Origin of the sequence: Leptolyngbya sp. FACHB-321, from assembly GCF_014695975.1 — a bacterium.
Classification (GTDB): Bacteria; Cyanobacteriota; Cyanobacteriia; order Leptolyngbyales; family Leptolyngbyaceae; genus Stenomitos.
The window spans coordinates 76418-97073 of sequence record NZ_JACJPI010000041.1 but is presented as its reverse complement, the minus strand read 5'-3'; the positions used below and the strand labels follow the sequence as shown (position 1 = coordinate 97073).

The following is a 20656-nucleotide window of genomic DNA, read 5'->3' as shown; positions in this document are numbered from 1 at the left end:
GACGACATCAATTTGTCACTACCACTTAAAAGACACTAATTTGTCTCGACGACAAGAGTTAGTCACTAACGACACTAGTCTGTCACCGATGACATTTAATTAGTCACTGTACATCAGAGTGCCCACTGGCGCTTCTGTTCACATCAGTGAGGTGTTCTATGCAAGTCCTCTATCACCACTGTTGCGGCTTAGATGTTCATAAGAAAAGTGTGACCGCTTGTTTAATCACTCCTGGTGCTCAAGGGTCGCCTGATAAACAGATTCGTACTTTTGGCACGACCACGGCGCAGTTACTAGAGTTGGTGGATTGGCTCGTGCAAAGTCACTGCACCATTGCCGTGATGGAAAGTACAGGGTCTTATTGGAAACCCGTGTATAACCTTCTGGATGGCGCGCTGGAAGTGTGGGTTGTTAACGCTCAACACGTCAAAGCGTTGCCTGGACGCAAGACCGATGTCAAAGATGCGGAGTGGCTGGCTGAGTGATTGCAGTATGGATTGGTACGCCGTAGCTATATCCCGTCTGAAGCCCAACGGGAGTTGAGAGAATTAGTGCGCTACCGTAAGAGCCTAGTGCAGGAGCGCGCAGCGGAAGTCAACCGGATTGGGAAGGTGTTAGAGGGCGGTAACATCAAGTTAGCGTCGGTTGCCAGAGATATTATGGGCGTCTCAGGTCGCGCGATGTTGGATGCCATTGTGGCTGGACAAACTGACGCGCAAGCGATGGCAGCATTAGCAAAGGGGCGGTTACGAGCGAAACTCCCTCAACTCCAGCAAGCACTTAGTGGACGGATTCAGTCCCATCAGCGCTTCCTGTTAGCCCAAATGTTAGCTCATGTTGACTTTCTGGATGAAGCCTTAGAACGGTGCAGTCATGAAATCGGGCAACGCCTTGAGCCTGTGGCAGCAGAGATCGAGCGATTGTGTACCATTCCGGGAGTGAAACGCAAAACGGCAGAGCTGATCCTGGCGGAAGTTGGAACAGACATGAGTCGCTTTCCCACGCATCAGCACTTAGCTGCTTGGGCTGGCTTAGCGCCGAGTAACTATGAAAGTGCTGGAAAACGCAAAGCGGGTACAACTCGCAAGGGCAGCCCATGGCTACGCACAGGCTTGGTGGAAGCCGCACAAGCGGCAGGACGGGCACAGCAAACTTACTTGGGAGCCCAATTCAATCGCTTCAAGGTTCGCAAAGGAACGAAGCGAGCGGCCGTTGCGGTTGCCCATACGATCCTGGTGATTGCTTATCACTTGCTCAAGGAGCAAACGACTTACCGGGAACTGGGCAGCAACTACTTTGACCAACAAGACAAGGAACGTGTTTCACGCCGATTAGTGCAACGGCTCGAACGGCTAGGCTACAAAATTTCAATCGAGGCAGCCCCCTCAACTGAATCTACTGCTTAAACCCTATTTTCATAGGAGCATTCGCTGCTATACAAAGGCGATTGACCCCGTTCGAGCGGCTGAAACCCTTGCTCCACGTGGCACTTCTGCTCCCCGTCGGCAAGAGCCCAACGTAAGCCCTGCTGCGAAAGCCTTTGAAGCTCATCGTGATACCAAATTACCCGAATGGGTTTCCGACCCGTAAGTTAGGTGTTTTGAGATGCTAATACGGTAGTACCTCAGAGCTTGTAAAACGACCGCCACTATTCAGTTTGGCAAGTTGTGGTCGCCTGTCAAATCGTCAAGGGATTAGCGCAATCGAACCTGTTGTCTTACGACCTTCTAAATCGTGATGAGCTTGAATTGCTTGTTCGAGCGCATAAGCGTGGTTGACCTCAATCTTCACTATCCCCTGACTAACTACATCAAATAACGCTGCTGCTGAATTCAAAAGCGCTTGTCGTGTCGCTGTGTAATGCTGCAAGCCAGGATTTGTCACACTCAACGACTTAGCATTGAGGCTGTGAAGATCAAAAGGTGGCACTTTTCCTGAACTCCAGCCGAAAAGTACCATCTGTCCTCCCATCTGCAAGCAATCTAGAGACTTTAGAAAAGTAGCTTGACCGACACCGTCATAGACAACGGGGACTCCTGCCCCATCAGTAATTAACTTGACTCGTTCAGCAAAATCTTCTTTGGTGTAGACGATCGGATAATCACAGCCATACCCTTTCACAAAATCGGCTTTCACTTCACTGCTAACGGTTCTAATGACAGTTGCACCCAAATGTTTTGCCCATTGGGACAGGATTAGCCCCACTCCTCCCGCTACTGCATGAATCAAGATGGTATCACCAGGTTTGACAGGATACGTCTGACGCACGAGATACTCTGCCGTCATGCCCTTAAGCATCATGGCAGAGGCTTGAACCTCGTCAATCTCAGCGGGTAAAGGGACTAGCCGCTCGGCATGAATATTACGATGGTGAGTATAGCTACCGCTAACTAATTGATAAGCAACGCGATCGCCAACCTGAACGGCTGTTACGCCTTCTCCGATTGCTTCAACAACACCTACTCCTTCATGACCTGGAGTGAAGGGAAGTGGTATACCTGAGAAATCGCCTTTGCGAAAATAAACATCCAAAAAATTTACACCGATAGCGGTTTGAAGCAGGCGTACTTCACCAGAACCAGGTTCTGGAAGCTCAACTTCTTCATAGCGTAAAACTTCTGGAGCACCAAACTCATGAATTTGAACAGCGTGAGTCTTCATCTTGTTGTCTCCGTTATTGCGCTGTAAAGCCACCGTCTACCATCAAAGCCTGCCCAGTGACAAACGAAGCACCCTCCGAGCAAAGCCAGATTACCGCCTGAGCGATTTCAGCGGCTTTACCCACTCGTCCTATCGGATGCAGACCTGCCATCTGAGTTTTGGCATCTACTTGCCCACCGGTTGCCTGTTCAAACATATCGGTGTCAATAGCACCGGGAGCAACGGCATTGATACGAATTCCGGTTTTTGCATACTGAAGTGCTGCACCTCTCGTTAGTCCAAGCACTGCATGCTTACTAGCAATGTAGAGCGGTACATAGGAATTTCCAATGACTCCAAGCACCGATGAATTATTGACGATCGCCCCACTTCCCTGCTTCAGCATTTGGGCGATTTCATATTTCATCGAGAGCCAAACACTTTTCACATTTGCATTCATCACGTGCTCATACTCTTCCTGTGTTTGGTCAATCAGTGAAGGCGTTTCACCAAAGATCCCAGCATTATTAAAGGCATAATTAATCTGTCCAAACTGCAAGGTTGTCTTCTCAATCATTGCCTTAACGTCTACTTCACTCGTAACATCAGTCTGGATAAAAAAGCCTTCTCCACCTGATGCTTCAAGGAGTTCTACTGTTTTCTCTCCTTCCTCAACCCGTCGCCCTGCGACTACAACCTTTGCACCCTGTTGAGCAAAAGCGATCGCAGTAGCCCGACCAATTCCAGAGGTTCCACCCGTAACGAGAGCAACTTTCCCAGTCAAATCGAGCATTGCAAAAACTCCAAATAGCAAAGACTGTTTGCACTTTCAATTATGGGAAAGATACAATCTGATTAACAAGTACGTACAACAAAGTGCAGTACATACCTAAAGGTGCGTGTCATGATGATTCAACAACAAAGCTGCGCCTTCGATCAAACCTCCGGTGTTCGCAAAGCCCTTGACCTGGTCGCTGATAAATGGACAGCGTTAATCATCATGGCGCTAGCACAAGACACCAAACGTTATGGTGAACTCCATCGAAAAATTGATGGCATATCACAAAAAATGCTGACGCAGACTCTACGACAGCTAGAAGGTAGTGGGCTAATTCACCGCAAAGTCCATCCTGTTGTTCCGCCGATGGTAGAGTATTCCCTAACGTTGCTTGGCGAAACCCTGGTTGAACCACTAAAAGCCTTGTGTAGCTGGGCTGCGGAGCATTTTCATGAGGTGGAAGCCGCAAGAGAGCAAGCAAGTACTGAGAAGACAAATCCTAATGAGGCAGCTTAAATTCACCATTAGACCGCAAGACCTCGATTAGGACAGTGTTGCTCGTAATGCTCACACTGGAGAAGCTTATCCAAACTTCCAAAAGACGTTCATAACCCAACGGCAGACAACATTACCTGAATGGGCAGAGCGATCGCAATTTAACCACTTCTACCGATTAGCAGTTAACACGCGGTTGCCTTTAACTGAAGCAGGAAAAACAATTTGTATTGGCGACGAACTCAGGCTTCACTTCTCTTGCCGCTAAGGTTACGGTTGCTTAATCTCAAAGCATCAATAGGTAATCTCTTAACAAACCTGAGTTCGGGATAAGCCGAAGGCTAGAATCCCTACTGTGACTAGCTTGAGCCAAACAACCAGTCGATCAGCTTTTCTCAATAAGACCTGTTACTGCAAGTATTTGCAACTGTGGAGCTTATTGACAAGAAATTAATCTAGAGCGTGGTAACAAGTCACAGAAAATCAGGACTTCTGACGATTCCTTATCCCGAACTGACGTTAATTTGCAGAAATTTTTCTGAAATCCTTACAAAGCAGAGCTGTCAGAAGTTGCGTGGCACTTCGTTAAAGCTTCACTATCTCTACCCCTAAATCGATTTAGCAATTACCAACGCCGTGAAGCTGGTCTAATCTTCTGTGAATTTCAGCACGATCTTGCCCCGTGTTCCTCCCTGCTCTAGACGCTGATGTGCCTGAACAACCTGATCCCAAGACAAGACTGAATCAATCACTGGGCGAAGCTGATGACGCTCGATGAGTTTTGTCAAAGCCTCTAATTTTGCTCGGTACTGGGGGGACAAAACAAAATGAATCGTCAGATTCTTACCCCATGCTTCAAGAAGCGATTGCGGTATTGCAATGTCTACGATGCTTGTAAGCCTACCAAAGGGACGAATGATTTCTAGACTACGCTGAATGGTTTCGCCGCCGATCGTATCTAAAACTAAATCCACACCCAATCCATTTGTTGCTTGACGAATGACTTCTACGTAATCTTCATTCTTGTAATCAATCACCCGATCGGCGCCTAGTTTTGTCACAAAATCCCGGTTTCTAGCACTACACGTCGCAAAAACGTATGCCCCGATTGCTTTGGCGAGTTGAACGGCGATCGAACCCACTCCACCCGCACCCGCATGAATGAGCACTGTTTCCCCAACTTGTAGCTTGCCCCTAGTCACTAGACAATCCCAAGCCGTGCCGCCTGCAAGCGGCAAAGAAGCGGCTTCAATGTGCGATAGATTGGCAGGCTTCAAGGCAACAATCGCGGCATCAGCCACATGATACTGAGCGTAGCTACCGCATTCTCCAAAAATTTGCGGCGAGTAATACACGTTGTCTCCCACCTTGAAATCAGTCACAGCTTCTCCAACTGCCTCAATCACCCCTGAAACATCAACTCCAAGGATGGCGGGTAATCGAACCAGTTCCTTGTAATCACCACGACGAGTTTGGTAATCGACCGGATTAATCGAGGTTGCACAAACTCTGACTAACACCTGATGCGCCTTCAGTGTTGGTATGGGAACCGTTTGAATCTCAAACTTCTCAGCATCACCAAACGCAGTTAATACGGCTGCTCTCATAGATTCCATCTGTGCCAACTCTCCTTGATTTAGAATGAATGTGACGGAATTTCGATACCACTGAGCGGAGGTAACTTCCTAACTTCGCAATAGCCTGTTGCCGCTTGTGCAAAACTCACGGAACAATTTCTCTACTAACGCTTTGATATCTGCTTCACTACTGACCACTGAAGGGGCGTATAAACATTCAGCGCCCATTTCACATTGCTATGAATCCTTTAGGGTTCACGCCAGCGGTAATCCACTGGCACCCAGGCATAACCTTGATCTGCTGCCCGAAGGTGCCCAACGCCGGGAAAGGGCAAATGTGCGCCTGCTATCAAAATTCGGGATGCTTCCGCTCTCGCAAACTGTTTTTTGCGTTGTGCCGCAGCAGCATTGGCATCGACATCATAAGCAACTGTAATTTCTGGCTTGGGAAATTGCACCGAAGCAAAGTGAACAATATCGCCCCAAAACTCGATGCTCTCGCCCTTGCTTGCCACCACATAGCAGCTATGACCAGGAGTGTGTCCGGGTGTGGGATGCGCGGTGATTCCCGGTAGCAGGGCTGTCTTGCCAGAAAACGATTTCACCTTGTCTGCATCTAAATAAGGTTTGACAGTTTTCGCGGCTTCGTCAAAGTACTTTTCAGCAACGTTGAATCGTTTGGCATTCGCTCGATCAAACCAGAAATCGACATCTGGCTTGCCGACATAGAGCGTGGCGGCAGGAAACACTCGTTTCCCCTGTTCGACTAGCCCCCCACTATGATCGGTATGAATATGAGTCAGAAGAATTGCATCAATCTCGTTAGGCGTGTAGCCTGCTGCCTTTAACGATGTTTGAAGCTTGCCACCCAATTTTGAACCAAAAAAGGTTCCGGCTCCCGTGTCCACGAGTACTTGTTGCTCTCCCGTGTCGATCAGGAAAGCATTAATCGATGTCTCGACAGGATTAGTCAGAAAGTTTTTCTGAAGCAGGCGATCGGTTTCTGTTGGGTTCGTATTCGACAGCAGCGTATGTAAATCTTGGGGGAGTGTGCCGTCGCTCAGGACTGTAATTGTGAAATCACCTAACTTGAATGGATAGACACCTGGCACTTGAGCAATCGCACTTTTGCTTAGTGATACTGCTGGAAAAAGACAAGAGGTCACAATCGTTAGCACTGTGGTTGCAACCGCTATCATCAGTCTAGAAAACATATTAGAACCCTTTTAGCGATAAAGGACTCGATCGATAATTACCCCTGAAGAAAGTCCAACAACAAGGGATTGACCTGATCGGCATGTGTCCAGTTAATGGCGTGCGGTCCGCCAGGGATGACAACCAGTTGACTGTTTTTGATCAGCTTCGGGAGTCTTGCTGCGGTGGACTCAAGCGGCAAAATGCGATCGGCATCGCCATGAATGATCAGGGTTGGCACGTCAATGTGGGGCAGATCATCACGAAAATCAGTCAGCCAGGAAGGTACACAATCCAACGTTCCCTTGGCAGATGCACCTACGGCAACATTCCAACTTGCCTGAATTGCTTCATTGCTGATGCGATCTCCCAACAACACATCCACATTGAAGAATTCTCTAAAAAATGCAGAAAAGTAAGCTGGACGGTCTTCAACGATCGCTTTCATAATGCCATCGAAAACACTTTGGTCAACGCCCTCTGGATTGTCGTTCGTCTTTAACAAAAATGGTGGGACAGGAGCCATCAGCACGGCTTTCTGCACCCGCTCTGAGCCATATTTGCCGAGATAGCGGGTAACTTCGCCTGTTCCCATTGAGAAGCCAACTAACACAGCATCCTGCAAGTCAAGTTTGGTCATCAGCGCGTTCAAATCTACTGCAAAGGTATCGTAGTCATAGCCAACTGAGGGTTGGCTGGAAGCACCAAATCCTCGGCGATCGTAGGTAATAACTCGATATCCCGCATTGAGCAGCACTAAGACTTGCTTTTCCCAGGAATGACCGTTGAGGGGAAATCCATGAATGAGAACAATTGGTTGACCTGTCCCCAGATCTTCGTAGTAGAGATCAATGATTGCAGAATTTTCTTGACCAACAGTAACGTAAGGCATTGCAATCTCCTATGAATGTTGAATTTGAATGGTTAGCTGGCTGTGGACACAGTACCCATTTAAATTTGTGCCATGCCGCCATCCACATTTTGAGACTCGTATCCGTGACGAAGGCGGCTTCAGGACTGGTGAGAGAGACCATGCCAGCCACCTCGCTGTCCATAGCGACTAAGGGCAGTCATCTTGGTCATCCCTACGGCAACGTCTCTATCTGCGGGATTCATATTGGGGTCGATCGCTACTTGGTCGCAACGTTTCGCACTACCGATCAACTACTACGCTACATACCCATCCTCTAACATCAATGTTTCACCTGTATTAATGATGAACGACGATGATTTCTCGAACGTAGATGAAAAAATTCTCACCTGTCCGCCCTAATCAGTTTGTGATGCAGCGGCAACTGTTGGGATCTATTTCATTAATGAATTCATAATGGGGTGACAAACTCGATCAGATTGCCGTTATTGTCTTGAACCATACAGAGCCGAATACCCGGATCAGGATAGCTTCCGAGTTCGAGAAATGTTTTCACACCACGTCGATTTAATTCAGCAAGAACTGCATCGACATCTCGAACTCGAAAACAAAAATGTCCGATGCCTGTTGTCCTTAATCCCTCACCAAGATTAGTCGCGATCGGCATTCCTGATTGTGACTGAGTAGAGCCAATAATTTCGATGCGAAAGCCATATACCCTGAGATAAGCCAATTTCAGATCTGGGAAAACGCCTACTGTCCATTCATGTTCGAGCGTCGCATCTAGCTTTTCTTGATACCACTGAAGCGTTTCCTCATAGTTCGGTACATTCAAGCAAACATGATCGATTTGCATCGAACTCAGAGGATTTGAGTCTAGGGTTGAAGCTGTTTGAGTTGAAATTGTCATTTGAATCTCCTGTAATTGTGAATGTTCTAGATATCTCAGAGTCTTACCGTGTGATATGCGTCAAGCAGCTTCAGAGGCAACTTCCTGTACTACTGCACACTCTAAATGCTTCACTCCTGACAATAGAAAAGCAGTTGCAGATCGATCGCTCTCAGCCCGATCCACATCCATCAGGGGTGTAGATGAAATCGTGAGGGCGAGGCGATCGCTCAAGGTCGCAACTTCAACGTTCCGCCCTGCCACACCTGAAGCAACAACAGGTGCATGGAGTGCTTTAATCCGAAGATTGCCGTATTGTTGAGCCATATCGATGCGACCGAGATTTGTGACGTTCAGTTGACAGAAATATTGCGATTTCGCTGCTTCAACAAGGGCGGTGGCATCGGTGAGATTTGCCATTGTGGGTTGTCGAAGTTGGCGCTCCTCGACTATCTGCTGGGCAATGTCAATTTGTGAGAGTTGAGATTTGACCGATCGTGCCACGTCCCAAAACGCGGAATCCGCCCGAAGGGAATGAGTCGTCGTACAATTGCAAATATAAAGCCCAACTCCCTCTGGCATCGGCAAAGATAGCTGCGATCGCATGTTGACTGGGTGTAAACATCGCAACACATCGCTGGGTTTAACGTCTTGCTGAGTGAGCGCAAGCAAGAATGCTGCGCTGATTGCACCGTGTACGGTTGTGTGTTCAGATCGACTGCGTTGGATCAGTTGCTGGGTAAATTCGGGAGAGAGGAGAACAGTGTGAATGTGAGGTCGGGAACGACGAGACAGGGCTGGTGGATAGTCCGTGGGCTTAGCGGTCGCTTCTGGAGACGGTGCAATGCCAGGAAGCGCTGATTCGAGCGATAATGCCGCAGAAAGCTCCGATCGCTCAAATATTTTGCCTCCTAACCCTTGGAGAATATCTCGCATCAGATAAACGCCAGATAGCCCATCTGCGATCGCATGATGGCAAATAATCATTAGTTCGGATTCAGCCTCCGATTGCAGCAGTATAACTCGCAGTAAAGGTGCAACCTGCCAATTCAATGAGCGAGCCAGTTCGACTTCGAGTTCTGCTTGCCAGTGCCGATCGTTCGTTCTCGCGACCAGCCGCAGCGGAATCTCGTCGTCGGTTTCGACAAATTTAGGCTGTCCGATCGCGTCAGTGGCGATGCGGACTCGGAGCAGAGGATGGTGTTGCTGAACTTGCCTAAGCACCGTCGAAAGTTGCTCGGAACTAAACTGCCCCTGAAGTTTCGCAACGGTGGCAAAATCTAGCGGATAACACTGGTTGTAGAGCCAACATAAATGTTCAAATGCGCCTAAATACCGTTCCATAAGGACTCCTATTGCTATCCTCGGTTTGTTGGATCGAGAGACAGATGAGTGATAAGTAATGATGTTGCTAGTCACGTCCTGCCACAATAATCTTTTCTGCTAAACCGATCGGGTTAGAAAACATGACCTCGTGACTACCGGGCATTTGTACAAGCCGAAATAGCCCCAAGCGGTTAGACATTCTCGGATGCCAACCCCACTGTTCGCCTTGAGGGAGGACATTATCTTCTGTACAGTAGAGGTAACTTTTAGGAATGGGCAGCGAGTAAAACTGCTTCAAGTCCAACTTGTCAATCCACGGTTGATACGGTTCAGGTGATAATCGTGCGTAACTGGATCGAGCTAGTTCGAGGTCAGCATCATTGAGAAGCACTTCTCGCCAAAGCTCAAACGGCATCATCAGCGTATGATCGTCCGATTCTCTAGCTAGGGAGTCAAATAACGCTTGATAGTGCGGCGGAAGGCTATCTCTGAGGCTCTCTTCATCGTTGAGGACAAAGGCATCTAAGAAGATGAGTCGTCGAATGCGATCTGGAATCGCTTCAGCAACTTTCGCAATGATTGTTCCGGCAAAACTATGACCTAAGAGAACAATATCGGTTAAGTCTTTGCCAACAATGTAATCGACGATCGATTGTGTACATTGAGCATGGTTAACATTCTTATTCACGCTTTTACCATGTCCGGCGATCGTGGGAGCAAACGCGTGATGTCCTTTCGCTTCTAGCTGTTTGATCACTTCGTTCCAAGCAGAACCCTCGTGCCATGCGCCGTGAACCAAGACAAAAGTTGACATAGGATTGCTCCTTAAAGAGATTCAGCGTTCTAATGTTTACGCCTCGTCTATGGCGCGGTTGCAGCACGATCGATGAGATCGGCAACGGCATCTGAATGGGAAACCATCACGACATGGGACGCGCCATTCACAACAACGGTCTCCTTTGAGTTAGCGCGGTTTGCCATGAAAGACAGTGCCGCTGGAGGAATGTTCAAGTCGCGATCGCCATAAATAAACCAGGAAGGGGTAGATTTCCATGCGGACGTACCGGAGGCTTCGTTCAGCGCGGCTTCCGTAATCGGGCGCTGGGTGCTAGCCATCAGTTGCGCGTCGTTAGCGGGCACATCCGCAGCAAACTGGGCGTGGAACTTGTCCTGCTGAATGTAGAGGTCTTTACCACCATCGGGCAGTTCAACGGGTGGCGCGAGTGTTGGTCCGAGTGTGCTGCCCGGATAACGTCCTGAGAGTTCAATAGCAGTTTCGCCCAACTCAGGAGCGAAGCCAGCAACGTAGACCAGTGCTTTCACGTTCCTGTTACCATTGACGGCATTGGTAATTACTGCGCCTCCGTAAGAATGCCCAACCAGTACGATGGGTCCGTTGATGTCTTTAAGGGCGCTGGCAATATAATCTGCGTCGCTCTTAACGCCGCGCAGAGGATTAGCCACAGCAACCGTCGGATAACCTTTCGTGATTAGCTTCGTCAATACACCGTTCCAACTAGAAGACTCGGCGAATGCACCATGAACGAACACGATTGTGGGCTTGTTGACTTGTGCATTTGCAGTACTCATGATGGCTCCTAGAGAAGTGAAGGTAAGAGTTCCTAAAAAGAGAGTGATAATCAGAAGCAGGCGGATGCTGTTCCTGAAGTTGAGCATGTTCATAGTGTGATTTTCATTTGAATTTGGGTAGTGCTTTCCTTATGTTTCAACGAGCATTGACTGAAAATGTAAAATGCTTAAATCACTACATGAGAGGGCTTTGACTAGAGTGCTTCCTGGTTGTTGACTCCAGATAATCAGTGTCATCAGCAATTTATACTTCACGGTTTAGAACGCATTACCTTTTGGGATACAACTAGCTAAACTCCCCCTGGTAGTACTGGTTGAAATTTTGCCTTCTTCGCGCCACAGATTGGACATACCCAATCTTCCGGCAGATCTTCAAAAGCTGTTCCCGGAGCAATTCCAGCCTTCGGGTCACCCTCCGCCGGCTCATAAATGTGACCACAGACCTTACAGCTATATCGTTCCATCAATACCTCCTGTGTAGTATTAGAAAAGCTTGGAAGATCTGTCAGTTGTCAACTGCGTCACTACACCAACTTGATAGCGAATCCGTTGCAGCAGAAACTTAGCCTGTTGACTGTCTTTCGACCTGAGCTCAAGCCAAAGGTTCGGGGTCGTGAGACTGGATTACTGCTAGAAATCGGGGAATTGTGAAAGTTATTAAGCGGTTAGTGATTAGGAGATAGTGGTTGCTAATTCCTTTGCCTTATGCCTTTGAACCTGATGTCTTTACTGTAGGAGAGTTTTTTTGGTTTGTCGTTACAGGAGAATTAAGGACTTTAGTTCCTTAGAATTGAGTTATTACTAAGTCTAAATACTCAGTTCCACCTTAACTTTTGATCTGATTTTGGTGAGCCTGGAGAAGCTGTAGCCTTCACTAGAAGTCGATTGTGGACAATGTGATGCAGTGATCTAAAAGTTAAGGTCAGTCGCGGTAAAATCGGGTGATACTAGCTGATTAAGCTTGAGCAGTAATGGACGTTGAGCAGATACTACGGATTGCCAATTCAGCCATGTTTGCTCACAATGGCAGACGACTCAGCGAAGTAGAAGCCTCAATCCTGCTCGGCTCAATACAGCGACAGTCCTACGAGCAGATAGCTGAAACCTCTGGGTATGCTGTCAGCTATCTCAAGCATGATGTGGGTCCCAAGTTCTGGAAACTGTTAGGACAGGCCCTTGGAGAAACCGTCAGCAAGACCAACTTTCAAGCAGCTTTAGCAGCTTATTGGCACAGGTCATTGTTTGTCGCCACACAAACCCAAACATTGGCAGTGGATGGGTCAACCGATGCGATAGCGGCTGCACTAGATGAGGTATCAGTGAATCCCACCAACCTCCCCTCTGGTTTATCTGCGCCGGCATCGGTTGCCCCTCACGCAGACTGGGGAGAAGCGATGGATGTCACCCAGTTCTATGGGCGAACTGGGGAACTGCAAGCCCTGGAGCAATGGATTGTGACGGAGCGTTGTCGAGTCGTGGCACTGCTGGGAATTGGTGGCATTGGCAAAAGTGCCTTGGCCGCCAAACTGGGGCAGCAGATTCAAACTCAGTTTGAGGTGGTGGTGTGGCGATCGCTGCAAAATGCCCCGCCATTTGAAGAGTGGTTAGAGATGGTGCTGCCTATTCTACTGCGGGCGCAGGGAGAGGACATCGCTGTACCGAGCAGCCTGGATGGGAAACTATTGAAGCTAATACAGGGGTTGCGTCAAAAGCGCTGCTTACTGGTTCTGGACAATGCTGAGACGATTTTGAGTGCCGGACAAACCGGACAGTATCGAGCGGGCTACGAGGGATATGGTCAACTGTTCAAAGAGATTGGGGCGGTGTCCCATCAGAGTTGTTTGCTGCTCACCAGCCGCGAAAAGCCCAGAGAGGTTGTGCCACTGGAAGGTCAGGAACAATCAGTACGAACGCTGCTACTGCAGGGACTGCAACCCGAAGCCGGACGAGAACTCTTTCGCTCCAAAGGAATCTTTGCAGGTACAGCATCGGAATGGGAGAGATTAGTGACGCACTATCGCGGCAACCCCCTGGCGCTGAAGCTGGTGGCAGCCGCGACTCAAGAACTGTTTAATGGCAGAATTGTCGAGGTATTGAACTATGTGCAGCAGGGCTTAATCGTCTTTGATGACATTCGAGACTTGCTCCAGCGACAGTTTGACCGCCTGTCTGAGATTGAGCTGGAAATGATCGTTTGGTTAGCCATTAACCGAGAACCGATCTTGCTGGTTGAGTTGAGTCGGGATATTATCACCACGGTTTCCAGGCGCAGGCTGCCGCATGCAATTCAGTCCTTATTGCGGCGATCGCTGATTGAGAAGGAGGGAGAACGGTTCTTTCTCCAGCCAGTGGTACTGGAGTATGTGACTGACCAGTTCGTGCAGTATGTCTCTAGGGAAATTGCGACCCAAACACCAGAGCGACTCAAAACTCATGCCTTGATCAAAGCCCAGACAAAAGACTATGTCCGAGAGATGCAAAAGCGTTTGATCGTTGAGCCGATCTCTGAACAATTGCTGATTCAGTTTGGCAATTCACAAGCCCTGGAACACCACTTGAAAACCATGCTGGAGCAGCAACAGCAGCAAGCGCCACTTCAGCCAAACTATATTGCGGGTAACCTGCTCAACCTGCTGGTGCATCTGCAAAGCGATTTGCGCGGCTGCGACTTTTCGGAGCTAAGCGTATGGCAAGCCGACTTGCGGCAGTCCAACCTGTCAGGGGTCAATTTTCGCAACGCTGATTTGGCAACGTCTGTGTTTGCCGAGACCTTAAGTAGCGTTGTGTCAGTCAGCTTTAATCCAGATGGCAGCTTGCTGGCAACAGGCGATGTGGATGGTAAGATTTGCCTCTGGCGAGTGGTCGATGGTCAACAAGTTGTGACATTGAAGGGACATACCGGTTGGATCTGGACAGTTGCCTTCAGTCCCGACGGCAAAACGCTAGCCAGTTGCAGTGATGACCCATTAATTCGGTTGTGGGATGTGCAGAACCTCGATTTTGAGCAGTCCAACACTGCAAACCTGGCTGAAGTAAGTGATTCCAGCCATCTCTCAGTCACCTGTCTCAACATACTGCGGGGTCATTCCGGTCGGGTTTGGACGATCGCATTCAGCCCCGATGGTCAAATGCTGGCGAGTGGCAGTGAAGATCAAACAATTCGGCTCTGGAATGCCCGCGACGGCACCTGCCTAACGGTTTTGCAGGGTCATACCGGTGGGGTCACTTCAGTCAACTTTAGTCCCAATGGACAGATTCTGTCCAGTGCCAGCGACAACTCCTCAATCCGATTGTGGAGTGTTGCTCACTGCACCACCCTCAAAACATTGTCAGGACATACCCGTTGGGTTTGGGCAGTTGCCTTCAGCCCGGACGGTCAAACCCTCGCCAGCGCTAGTGATGATCGCACGATTCGACTATGGGACGTGCAGACCGGCATTTGCCGCAAAACACTGCAAGGGCATACTAGTTGGGTCACCTCACTCAGCTTCAGTCCCAATGGTCAAACCCTTGCCAGTGGTAGTGACGACGCCTCAGTACGGTTGTGGAGCGTGCAGGACGGAACGTGCTTTAAACGATTGCCAGGTCACAGCAGTTGTGTTTGGTCTGTCGCGTTCAGTCCCGATGGTCAAATCTTAGCGAGCAATAGCGAGAATGCCTCATTTCGGCTGTGGGATGTCCAAAATGGCACCTGCCTCAAGACGTTTCAGGGGCAAACCAGTGGGGTCACTTCAGTCAGCTTTAGTCCGGATGGCTCCACTTTAGCCAGTGGTAGTTATGATGCCCTCGTGCGGCTCTGGGATTGGCAGCAAGAAACTTGCAAGGCTTTGCCAGGACATACCAATTGGAGCTGGGCAGTGGCATTTCACCCCAATAGTCAAATGGTTGCAAGTGGCAGCATTGATCAAACCGTGCGGCTATGGGATGTGCGAGATGGCTCCTGCCTCAGAACCCTACACGGACATACGGGTTGGGTTTGCTCAGTCAGTTTCAGCCCCAATGGACAAATGTTAGCGAGTGGCAGCCATGACAATTCAGTGCGGTTATGGGATGTGCGAGATGGCTCCTGCCTCAGAACCCTACACGGACATACGGGTTGGGTTTGGGCAGTCGCCTTCAGCCTAGATGGTCACATCCTTGCGAGTGGCAGCAACGATCAAACCGTGCGGCTATGGGATGTGCGAGATGGCTCCTGCCTCAGAACCCTACACGGACATACGGGTTGGGTTATATGTGTTGCCTTCAGCCCAGATGGTCAGACTCTAGCAACTGGCAGCTCAGATTTATCAGTTCGACTTTGGAATGTGCAAGACGGAGCGTGCTTGGCAACGTTACACGACCATACTAGTGAAGTTGGCTCAGTGGCCTTCAGCCCTAATGGTCGTCTCCTAGCCAGTGGCAGTGAAGACCAAACTATCCGGCTGTGGAATGTCCAAGGTGGCACCTGTCAGAAAGTCCTGCAAGGGCACACCAGTCGGGTCAGAGTTCAGTTTAGTCCGGTGGACGTTAACCTGCCATCCGGTACAGGTCCGATTTTGGTCAGTGGGAGTCAGGATGAAACCATTAAGCTGTGGAATCCTACAACAGGTGAGTGCCTCAAAACCCTGAGAGCCGATCGCCTGTACGAAGGTATGAACATCCGGGGCGCTCAAGGATTAACAGCCGCGCAGCAAGCTACGCTAAAAGCATTAGGGGCAGTCGAAATCTAAAAAGCAGATATGGACTGTGGAGTGTCTCACAAAATTCTTGGGAAGCAACACACTTGATTTACTAACTTGAGTGTACTGAGTTCTAATTCATGGTTTCTTTCAGATTCTCTGCTACGACCCTTCCAGTAATAAGCCGCCGACTGTGGCACCCTCCTCTGCCAGCAACCGTCACCCCCAATCGCTTCATCATGGGCTTTACGAGCCTCAGCAGCGGTCAACAAACTGCACGCCCAGCACTTTTCATTAAGCGATCGCCCCATACCTTGTGCTCCTGAAAGCACCCCTATCATGCCTGAACCGCTTGTACATCTAGAAATCAGCGAAAATAATCTTAGAATAATCAGATAGAGATGATTAAACTTATCTCTATCTGAAATCCACTCAACTTTGGCGATCAACGCTGTCTGACGCCTCTACTGACTCTGTTTTGCCGATCGTGATCGCGCCCATTGAGGGCAGCACGAACTCCGGTTCAGAGCCGCTTCCTAGTCCGGCATTTCCTCGATGCTTCGCGGTTCCCTCTTGGGCTGCTGGTTCATCTGATGACGGTAACGACTGGACGCCTCATAGACTTCCTTGCGTAAACGCTGAATCGATCCCAGCGGCTGATGCTCTGCAAGACAATGCCAGGCGTTGAACGACAAAACGTCGTCCACGTACACCTGCCGGGCAGGACTGTATGCCTCCTGCATCCCAATTGTGAGTTTGGCGATCGCCTGGTAAGGACTTTCCCCTTCTGACCACTCAATCGACGCATCCTCAATCGACATGGTCTCCAGATTGGTGCAAAGCTGGACACGTAGTTCATACTCGGCAGACTGTTGTCGGAAGAACTCAACGATTAGATCTCGCAGTACAGAAGCGTTCTGTGTATCAATGCGTTTGCCAATGAGCGGCTGAAGGCTGGCAGAGACGGGAGTGACACTCAATTTAGCAATGTAGTCGCCATAGCGCAGGGCAGCAGAGGTATAGTAGGTTTCCCCCAGAATGTGAGTTTCGGGTTGGGTGAGACCTAACGCGCTTGGATAGAGGTTGATCCCGACTTTCTGAGTCATCGCATTGGTCATGCGAGCAACCGTTCCGAATAGCTGTTGTGCCTCCTCTGGAGCACGGACCACAACCTTTTCCTGAAGCAACTGTTCTGGGAGAAAGCGAGCAATCGTGCCCGATGGAAAAACCGGACTGTTGATCATCAAAAAGTCTTGAGTTACGGCATCAGGTTCCGTCTCCAGGCGCTTTGGTCCTGCCACGTCAATGACCTTGATGGCGATGCCGCGAAAGCAAGATAGACCATCCGGCATGATATCACCGGGAACGGTTGAGAAGCGAATCATCACCGGGTAAGTGCGGGGTTGGCAAAACAATCCCTGTGCAAGATGGTCAGGCAAATCGTCGTAAATTCTTAGTTCCCCCTTCAGTCCGCCATGACTCTTGGCATGAGCCCCACGCATGGCATGGCGATGCTTGTCAAACACCTTTTGCCCCTGCCGGGCAACGGAATCAACAATTTCGCGAATCAGCCGCTCCTCGTCGGGTTGCTTGAATTCTACAGTTTGGGAGTAACGGATGTATGGTTTAGGGGTAAGCATGGAGCGATTGATTCTGTGGGAACTGAACTTATACATTTGTAGTTTAAGGATTTGCTCCTGGCTCCTGCACTTCATCCTACTTAAGGAGGAAATGACTCAGAATGTTGCCGTGGGCAAGGAGGGTAGCCGATGAACCTTCCTGCCCCTCAATTTCAGGCAATCCAGGAACCAGACGCGTTTTTGCAGCTCTTTCCACAACGGTTTGATTTCATCTATGCCGAGCATCCTGACCCCGGCGAGTGCCCCGACTGGAAAACCGAAGACAGGCATCCCTTGAGTGATCGAGGGGTTAAGCCGACATAGGGGCAAAAAGGTGCAAGTAAAAATTTCACCTGCCCTTCATTTGACCACTGGACAGCTTTTGGACTAAATGCTCCCATTGGCACAGGGCTCAAAGGTCGATTCTTTTGTTGCGAGGCACCTCTAGAGCCCTCATGCTGCCGCTGCCCTGCTGCTGTACAAGCAATGTGCTGCTTTGAAGACAACAGATCATTGCTTTTTTCAAACTCAGTCCAGGTAAGGCTTCTAGGTCATCTGGCACCTTTTTGCCTCTATGTCGGCTCAACCCCCTTTTATTCGGAAACCGATCGAGTTTGCTGAGTTGCTGACGCGGGTCAAAGCCTTTTTGCAGGTTAGCCAGTAAGGGGTATGTGACACCGTTCCCAGCCATGAAGTACCACATCGTCTGAAAGCGCTTCTGAGCTTAGGTTTCGGACTTTTATCTTCCTGCTTTTGCTCAAAGTTGAGGCACCGCAGCAGTGACGCAAGCGATGAGGAGCAGAAGTGTTTCATCACTATCTGCTCCTCATCTTAGGAGGCTTGTGTCGTTGCTCAACCCGCAGCTAACCAGACCGCCAACGCACTTGCGCAGCTGCTCCGGGGTGCAACGGTGCAGACTGGCAGAGAAACAAAATGGCTGCTGTGTAATGCTTTCAAAGCTTGTGCCAGTTTAAGGCTAGTCTAGAGTGAAAAGCGCGATTGCCTGGTTAGCCGTGTTTATTCATGGGTGCTATCAGGGATGATTTAACTGTCTCAATTGACGATCAGCTCTGCCCACTACGCCACAGCGGCTAGAGGAAGGCACCAAACGCCGCCGCGCTCGCACTAATTCCCTTTCTCCACCGAGGTTGGTTGACTGCAAGCGCGCTCAATCAGTTGACGCACTGCACTCACAATCAAGTCTGGTTGCTCCAAGGGAATCAGGTGACCACTCTTCTCGGCAATGATCGCTTGGCTCTGCGATGAAAGTTTCGTTAAACCGTACTGCAGCGCCTGCCACTGCTGGAAGCGGGCCTCACTCCTGGCTGGAGCTTTGACACCTTGAATCAACATGATCAAAGGCAAGTGGTGCAATGATGTCACGGCTTGAAACTGCGCAAAGCTAGTTTCGAGGTGGGCATATTCGCTCACGACAGTGGCCCAATAGTGAGGACGATAACAGAAGGCTTTGTAAGTAGCAAACAACGCTTGGACGGCGGGCGGATAGTTTTGCACGGCTTGTTTGATCGTTTGCAGCATAGGTAACAAGTTGAGTTCCCCAAGGCAGCGCAACACACCCACTCGAGTAGCCACCCGCAGCGCTTGATAAAGCCATAACTCCCTTTTAAGGCCTTGCCAGTCTTCAGCGGTCATGGAGCCTTCATGGGCCGCATCCACTAACACCAAACCCACCACATCCGCTGGATATTGACTGGCATAGAGCCGCATATTAGCGCCACCCAAGGAGTGTCCTACCAAAAGGTAAGGCGGCTTGACCCCCGCTTTGGTGAGCAAGGTATGCAGTTCCTCAACGCTTTGCTGGCTGGTGCGCGGTTGCCTAAGATTGGGCTCGCTCCAACCCAAACCGGCTCGATCGTAAACACACACACGTGTAAATTGAGCAATGGCTGCTGGCACTAAGCCCCAGGTGATGGCTGGCGCACCTGCACCTGCATCCATGACTACGGTTGGTGTCCTCTGACCCAGACAGTGGAGATGGAGCCGAAAGCCCCCTAGGTCAACCAACTGACCGGGCGGCGGGTATTGCTGTCGATCCATAGCGGCACTGACTGTTTGATACACAAGTCCCGCAAGGAAGCCGACGGCGGTCACACCGAACCCCAGCCAAAGCCACTTTTCCGTCATGAGCATCGCGACAGGCACCCAAGTTGACATGGCGAAACTCAAGTTTAGCTTGCCGACCAGTGCGCTTAGTCCGAGCGCTGCCTTGCAGGCAAAGCCTAAATTTTTGTCTACATCAGCGGTAAGGTAGAGAGGATGGACACTCTCACTCTCAAAGTACTTTTCACCGTTGGCTTTCTCTCGGCCTGGGCCATTCGTATCCCTTATCAGAAGCAAAATAAACAGCATAAAGCTGTTGTCGCTCGCCAAGTCCGGCAAGAGCAGTGCTTGTTTGTGCTCATTTACCTTGGTATGGTGCTTCTGCCCTTCCTCTATGTGTTTTCTCCCTGGCTCAGTCCGGCTGATTATCGCCCCTCTGTCTGGGCCGGTGCTTTAGGCGTTATCCTCTTTACAATGGCACTTTGGCTACTCTGGCGTGCCCACTACGACTTAGGCAAGAATTGGTCGCCGACCCTGGAGCTGAGAGAAGGGCACACCTTGATTAGCAGCGGCATTTATCAACACATTCGTCATCCCATGTACTCGGCGTTCTGGTTGTGGAATGGGGCACAAGCATTGCTACTCCCCAATTGGATTGCCGGTCTCGACGGACTGATTGCGTTTGGCCTCACGTACCTGCTCCGCATCAGCCAGGAAGAGCAAATGCTGCTTGAACAGTTTGGAGACGGGTACAGAGCCTACATGCAGCGGACCAAGCGGCTGATCCCTTATCTCTTTTGAACAGAAGCTTACCAGCAGTCGAATCGGTGCATGGCAGCAAACTGGTTCAACGCTCTGATGTCTCATCGAGCTTTTTAGCCGCCGCTCAAGCCACCTAACGGTTCGCTTGAGCTATTGCTCAGGCTGTAAGCGCACTCCTACCCAGCCGTCTCCAGCA

General features: G+C 49.8%; 17 protein-coding genes and 1 pseudogene. 6 read left to right on the top strand and 12 right to left on the bottom strand.

Annotation, left to right across the window (positions count from 1 at the left end):
* Positions 1–158 precede the first annotated feature (158 nt).
* Positions 159–1406: pseudogene (locus tag H6F76_RS05785) on the top strand (IS110 family transposase).
* A 280-nt stretch (positions 1407–1686) separates the two neighbouring features.
* Here the strand turns inward: H6F76_RS05785 and H6F76_RS05780 are convergent.
* Entirely contained in the window at positions 1687–2661 is a 975-nt protein-coding gene (locus H6F76_RS05780) for a quinone oxidoreductase (protein WP_190506672.1), read from the bottom strand.
* Between the two features lie 13 nt (positions 2662–2674).
* Positions 2675–3433, bottom strand: coding sequence for an SDR family oxidoreductase (locus H6F76_RS05775; protein WP_190506670.1), 759 nt, complete (start codon positions 3431–3433; stop codon positions 2675–2677).
* A 114-nt stretch (positions 3434–3547) separates the two neighbouring features.
* On the opposite strand from H6F76_RS05775, the gene H6F76_RS05770 reads away from it, so the two are divergent.
* Positions 3548–3934, top strand: a complete 387-nt coding sequence (locus H6F76_RS05770) for a winged helix-turn-helix transcriptional regulator (RefSeq protein WP_190506686.1) — start codon at positions 3548–3550, stop codon at positions 3932–3934.
* Between the two features lie 626 nt (positions 3935–4560).
* On the opposite strand, the gene H6F76_RS05765 is transcribed toward H6F76_RS05770, so the two are convergent.
* The 3 genes from H6F76_RS05765 to H6F76_RS05755 all read right to left on the bottom strand — a co-directional run bounded on the left by H6F76_RS05765 (position 4561) and on the right by H6F76_RS05755 (position 7576).
* A complete protein-coding gene (locus H6F76_RS05765) occupies positions 4561–5529 on the bottom strand; it encodes a zinc-dependent alcohol dehydrogenase family protein (protein ID WP_190506668.1) in 969 nt (322 codons plus the stop codon).
* 209 nt (positions 5530–5738) lie between these two features.
* Positions 5739–6704 carry an MBL fold metallo-hydrolase gene (locus tag H6F76_RS05760; protein WP_190506666.1) on the bottom strand — a complete coding sequence of 322 codons (966 nt, stop codon included), beginning with the start codon at positions 6702–6704 and terminating at the stop codon, positions 5739–5741.
* Between the two features lie 38 nt (positions 6705–6742).
* On the bottom strand, positions 6743–7576 hold the full coding sequence (locus H6F76_RS05755; protein ID WP_190506664.1) for an alpha/beta hydrolase: 834 nt from the start codon (positions 7574–7576) through the stop codon (positions 6743–6745).
* A gap of 11 nt (positions 7577–7587) precedes the next feature.
* Here H6F76_RS05755 and H6F76_RS05750 point away from each other — a divergent pair, with 11 nt between their 5' ends.
* Entirely contained in the window at positions 7588–7875 is a 288-nt protein-coding gene (locus H6F76_RS05750) for a hypothetical protein (RefSeq protein WP_190506662.1), read from the top strand.
* A gap of 131 nt (positions 7876–8006) precedes the next feature.
* Here the strand turns inward: H6F76_RS05750 and H6F76_RS05745 are convergent, their stop codons facing one another.
* The 5 genes from H6F76_RS05745 to rd form a co-directional block, all read right to left on the bottom strand.
* Positions 8007–8465: a VOC family protein gene (locus H6F76_RS05745; RefSeq protein WP_190506660.1), complete on the bottom strand. Its 459-nt coding sequence runs from the start codon at positions 8463–8465 to the stop codon at positions 8007–8009.
* A 60-nt stretch (positions 8466–8525) separates the two neighbouring features.
* Positions 8526–9788, bottom strand: coding sequence for a condensation domain-containing protein (locus H6F76_RS05740; protein ID WP_190506658.1), 1263 nt, complete (start codon positions 9786–9788; stop codon positions 8526–8528).
* A gap of 67 nt (positions 9789–9855) precedes the next feature.
* Complete coding sequence (locus tag H6F76_RS05735) at positions 9856–10584, bottom strand: alpha/beta hydrolase (RefSeq protein ID WP_190506656.1); 729 nt, start codon at positions 10582–10584, stop codon at positions 9856–9858.
* Positions 10585–10631: 47 nt separating this feature from the next.
* Positions 10632–11360: an alpha/beta hydrolase gene (locus H6F76_RS05730; protein WP_242036545.1), complete on the bottom strand. Its 729-nt coding sequence runs from the start codon at positions 11358–11360 to the stop codon at positions 10632–10634.
* Between the two features lie 290 nt (positions 11361–11650).
* On the bottom strand, positions 11651–11824 hold the full coding sequence (gene rd, locus H6F76_RS05725; RefSeq protein WP_190506651.1) for a rubredoxin: 174 nt from the start codon (positions 11822–11824) through the stop codon (positions 11651–11653).
* A gap of 507 nt (positions 11825–12331) precedes the next feature.
* Here rd and H6F76_RS05720 point away from each other — a divergent pair.
* Positions 12332–16069: an NB-ARC domain-containing protein gene (locus tag H6F76_RS05720; RefSeq protein WP_199321945.1), complete on the top strand. Its 3738-nt coding sequence runs from the start codon at positions 12332–12334 to the stop codon at positions 16067–16069.
* A 485-nt stretch (positions 16070–16554) separates the two neighbouring features.
* On the opposite strand, the gene H6F76_RS05715 is transcribed toward H6F76_RS05720, so the two are convergent.
* Positions 16555–17658, bottom strand: coding sequence for a catalase family protein (locus H6F76_RS05715; RefSeq protein ID WP_190506650.1), 1104 nt, complete (start codon positions 17656–17658; stop codon positions 16555–16557).
* 129 nt (positions 17659–17787) lie between these two features.
* Here H6F76_RS05715 and H6F76_RS05710 point away from each other — a divergent pair, with 129 nt between their 5' ends.
* Entirely contained in the window at positions 17788–17961 is a 174-nt protein-coding gene (locus H6F76_RS05710) for a hypothetical protein (RefSeq protein WP_190506648.1), read from the top strand.
* Between the two features lie 801 nt (positions 17962–18762).
* On the opposite strand, the gene H6F76_RS05705 is transcribed toward H6F76_RS05710, so the two are convergent.
* Positions 18763–19812 (bottom strand): alpha/beta hydrolase, encoded by a 1050-nt coding sequence (locus H6F76_RS05705; RefSeq protein WP_242036544.1) that lies wholly within the window; start codon positions 19810–19812, stop codon positions 18763–18765.
* A gap of 102 nt (positions 19813–19914) precedes the next feature.
* On the opposite strand from H6F76_RS05705, the gene H6F76_RS05700 reads away from it, so the two are divergent.
* Positions 19915–20499 (top strand): protein-S-isoprenylcysteine O-methyltransferase, encoded by a 585-nt coding sequence (locus H6F76_RS05700; RefSeq protein WP_190506646.1) that lies wholly within the window; start codon positions 19915–19917, stop codon positions 20497–20499.
* Positions 20500–20656: the final 157 nt, after the last annotated feature.

Bases quoted from the DNA above. Each gene is read 5' to 3' on its own strand.
- H6F76_RS05740 (WP_190506658.1), bottom strand. From the start codon at position 9,788: ATGGAACGGTATTTAGGCGCATTTGAACATTTATGTTGGCTCTACAAC.
- H6F76_RS05715 (WP_190506650.1), bottom strand. From the start codon at position 17,658: ATGCTTACCCCTAAACCATACATCCGTTACTCCCAAACTGTAGAATTC.
- H6F76_RS05730 (WP_242036545.1), bottom strand. From the start codon at position 11,360: ATGAGTACTGCAAATGCACAAGTCAACAAGCCCACAATCGTGTTCGTT.
- H6F76_RS05775 (WP_190506670.1), bottom strand. From the start codon at position 3,433: ATGCTCGATTTGACTGGGAAAGTTGCTCTCGTTACGGGTGGAACCTCT.
- H6F76_RS05770 (WP_190506686.1), top strand. From the start codon at position 3,548: ATGATTCAACAACAAAGCTGCGCCTTCGATCAAACCTCCGGTGTTCGC.
- H6F76_RS05750 (WP_190506662.1), top strand. From the start codon at position 7,588: ATGAATGTTGAATTTGAATGGTTAGCTGGCTGTGGACACAGTACCCAT.
- H6F76_RS05735 (WP_190506656.1), bottom strand. From the start codon at position 10,584: ATGTCAACTTTTGTCTTGGTTCACGGCGCATGGCACGAGGGTTCTGCT.
- H6F76_RS05720 (WP_199321945.1), top strand. From the start codon at position 12,332: ATGGACGTTGAGCAGATACTACGGATTGCCAATTCAGCCATGTTTGCT.
- H6F76_RS05705 (WP_242036544.1), bottom strand. From the start codon at position 19,812: ATGTCAACTTGGGTGCCTGTCGCGATGCTCATGACGGAAAAGTGGCTT.
- H6F76_RS05700 (WP_190506646.1), top strand. From the start codon at position 19,915: ATGGACACTCTCACTCTCAAAGTACTTTTCACCGTTGGCTTTCTCTCG.
- H6F76_RS05745 (WP_190506660.1), bottom strand. From the start codon at position 8,465: ATGACAATTTCAACTCAAACAGCTTCAACCCTAGACTCAAATCCTCTG.
- H6F76_RS05780 (WP_190506672.1), bottom strand. From the start codon at position 2,661: ATGAAGACTCACGCTGTTCAAATTCATGAGTTTGGTGCTCCAGAAGTT.
- H6F76_RS05765 (WP_190506668.1), bottom strand. From the start codon at position 5,529: ATGGAATCTATGAGAGCAGCCGTATTAACTGCGTTTGGTGATGCTGAG.
- H6F76_RS05760 (WP_190506666.1), bottom strand. From the start codon at position 6,704: ATGTTTTCTAGACTGATGATAGCGGTTGCAACCACAGTGCTAACGATT.
- H6F76_RS05755 (WP_190506664.1), bottom strand. From the start codon at position 7,576: ATGCCTTACGTTACTGTTGGTCAAGAAAATTCTGCAATCATTGATCTC.
- H6F76_RS05710 (WP_190506648.1), top strand. From the start codon at position 17,788: ATGAACCTTCCTGCCCCTCAATTTCAGGCAATCCAGGAACCAGACGCG.
- rd (WP_190506651.1), bottom strand. From the start codon at position 11,824: ATGGAACGATATAGCTGTAAGGTCTGTGGTCACATTTATGAGCCGGCG.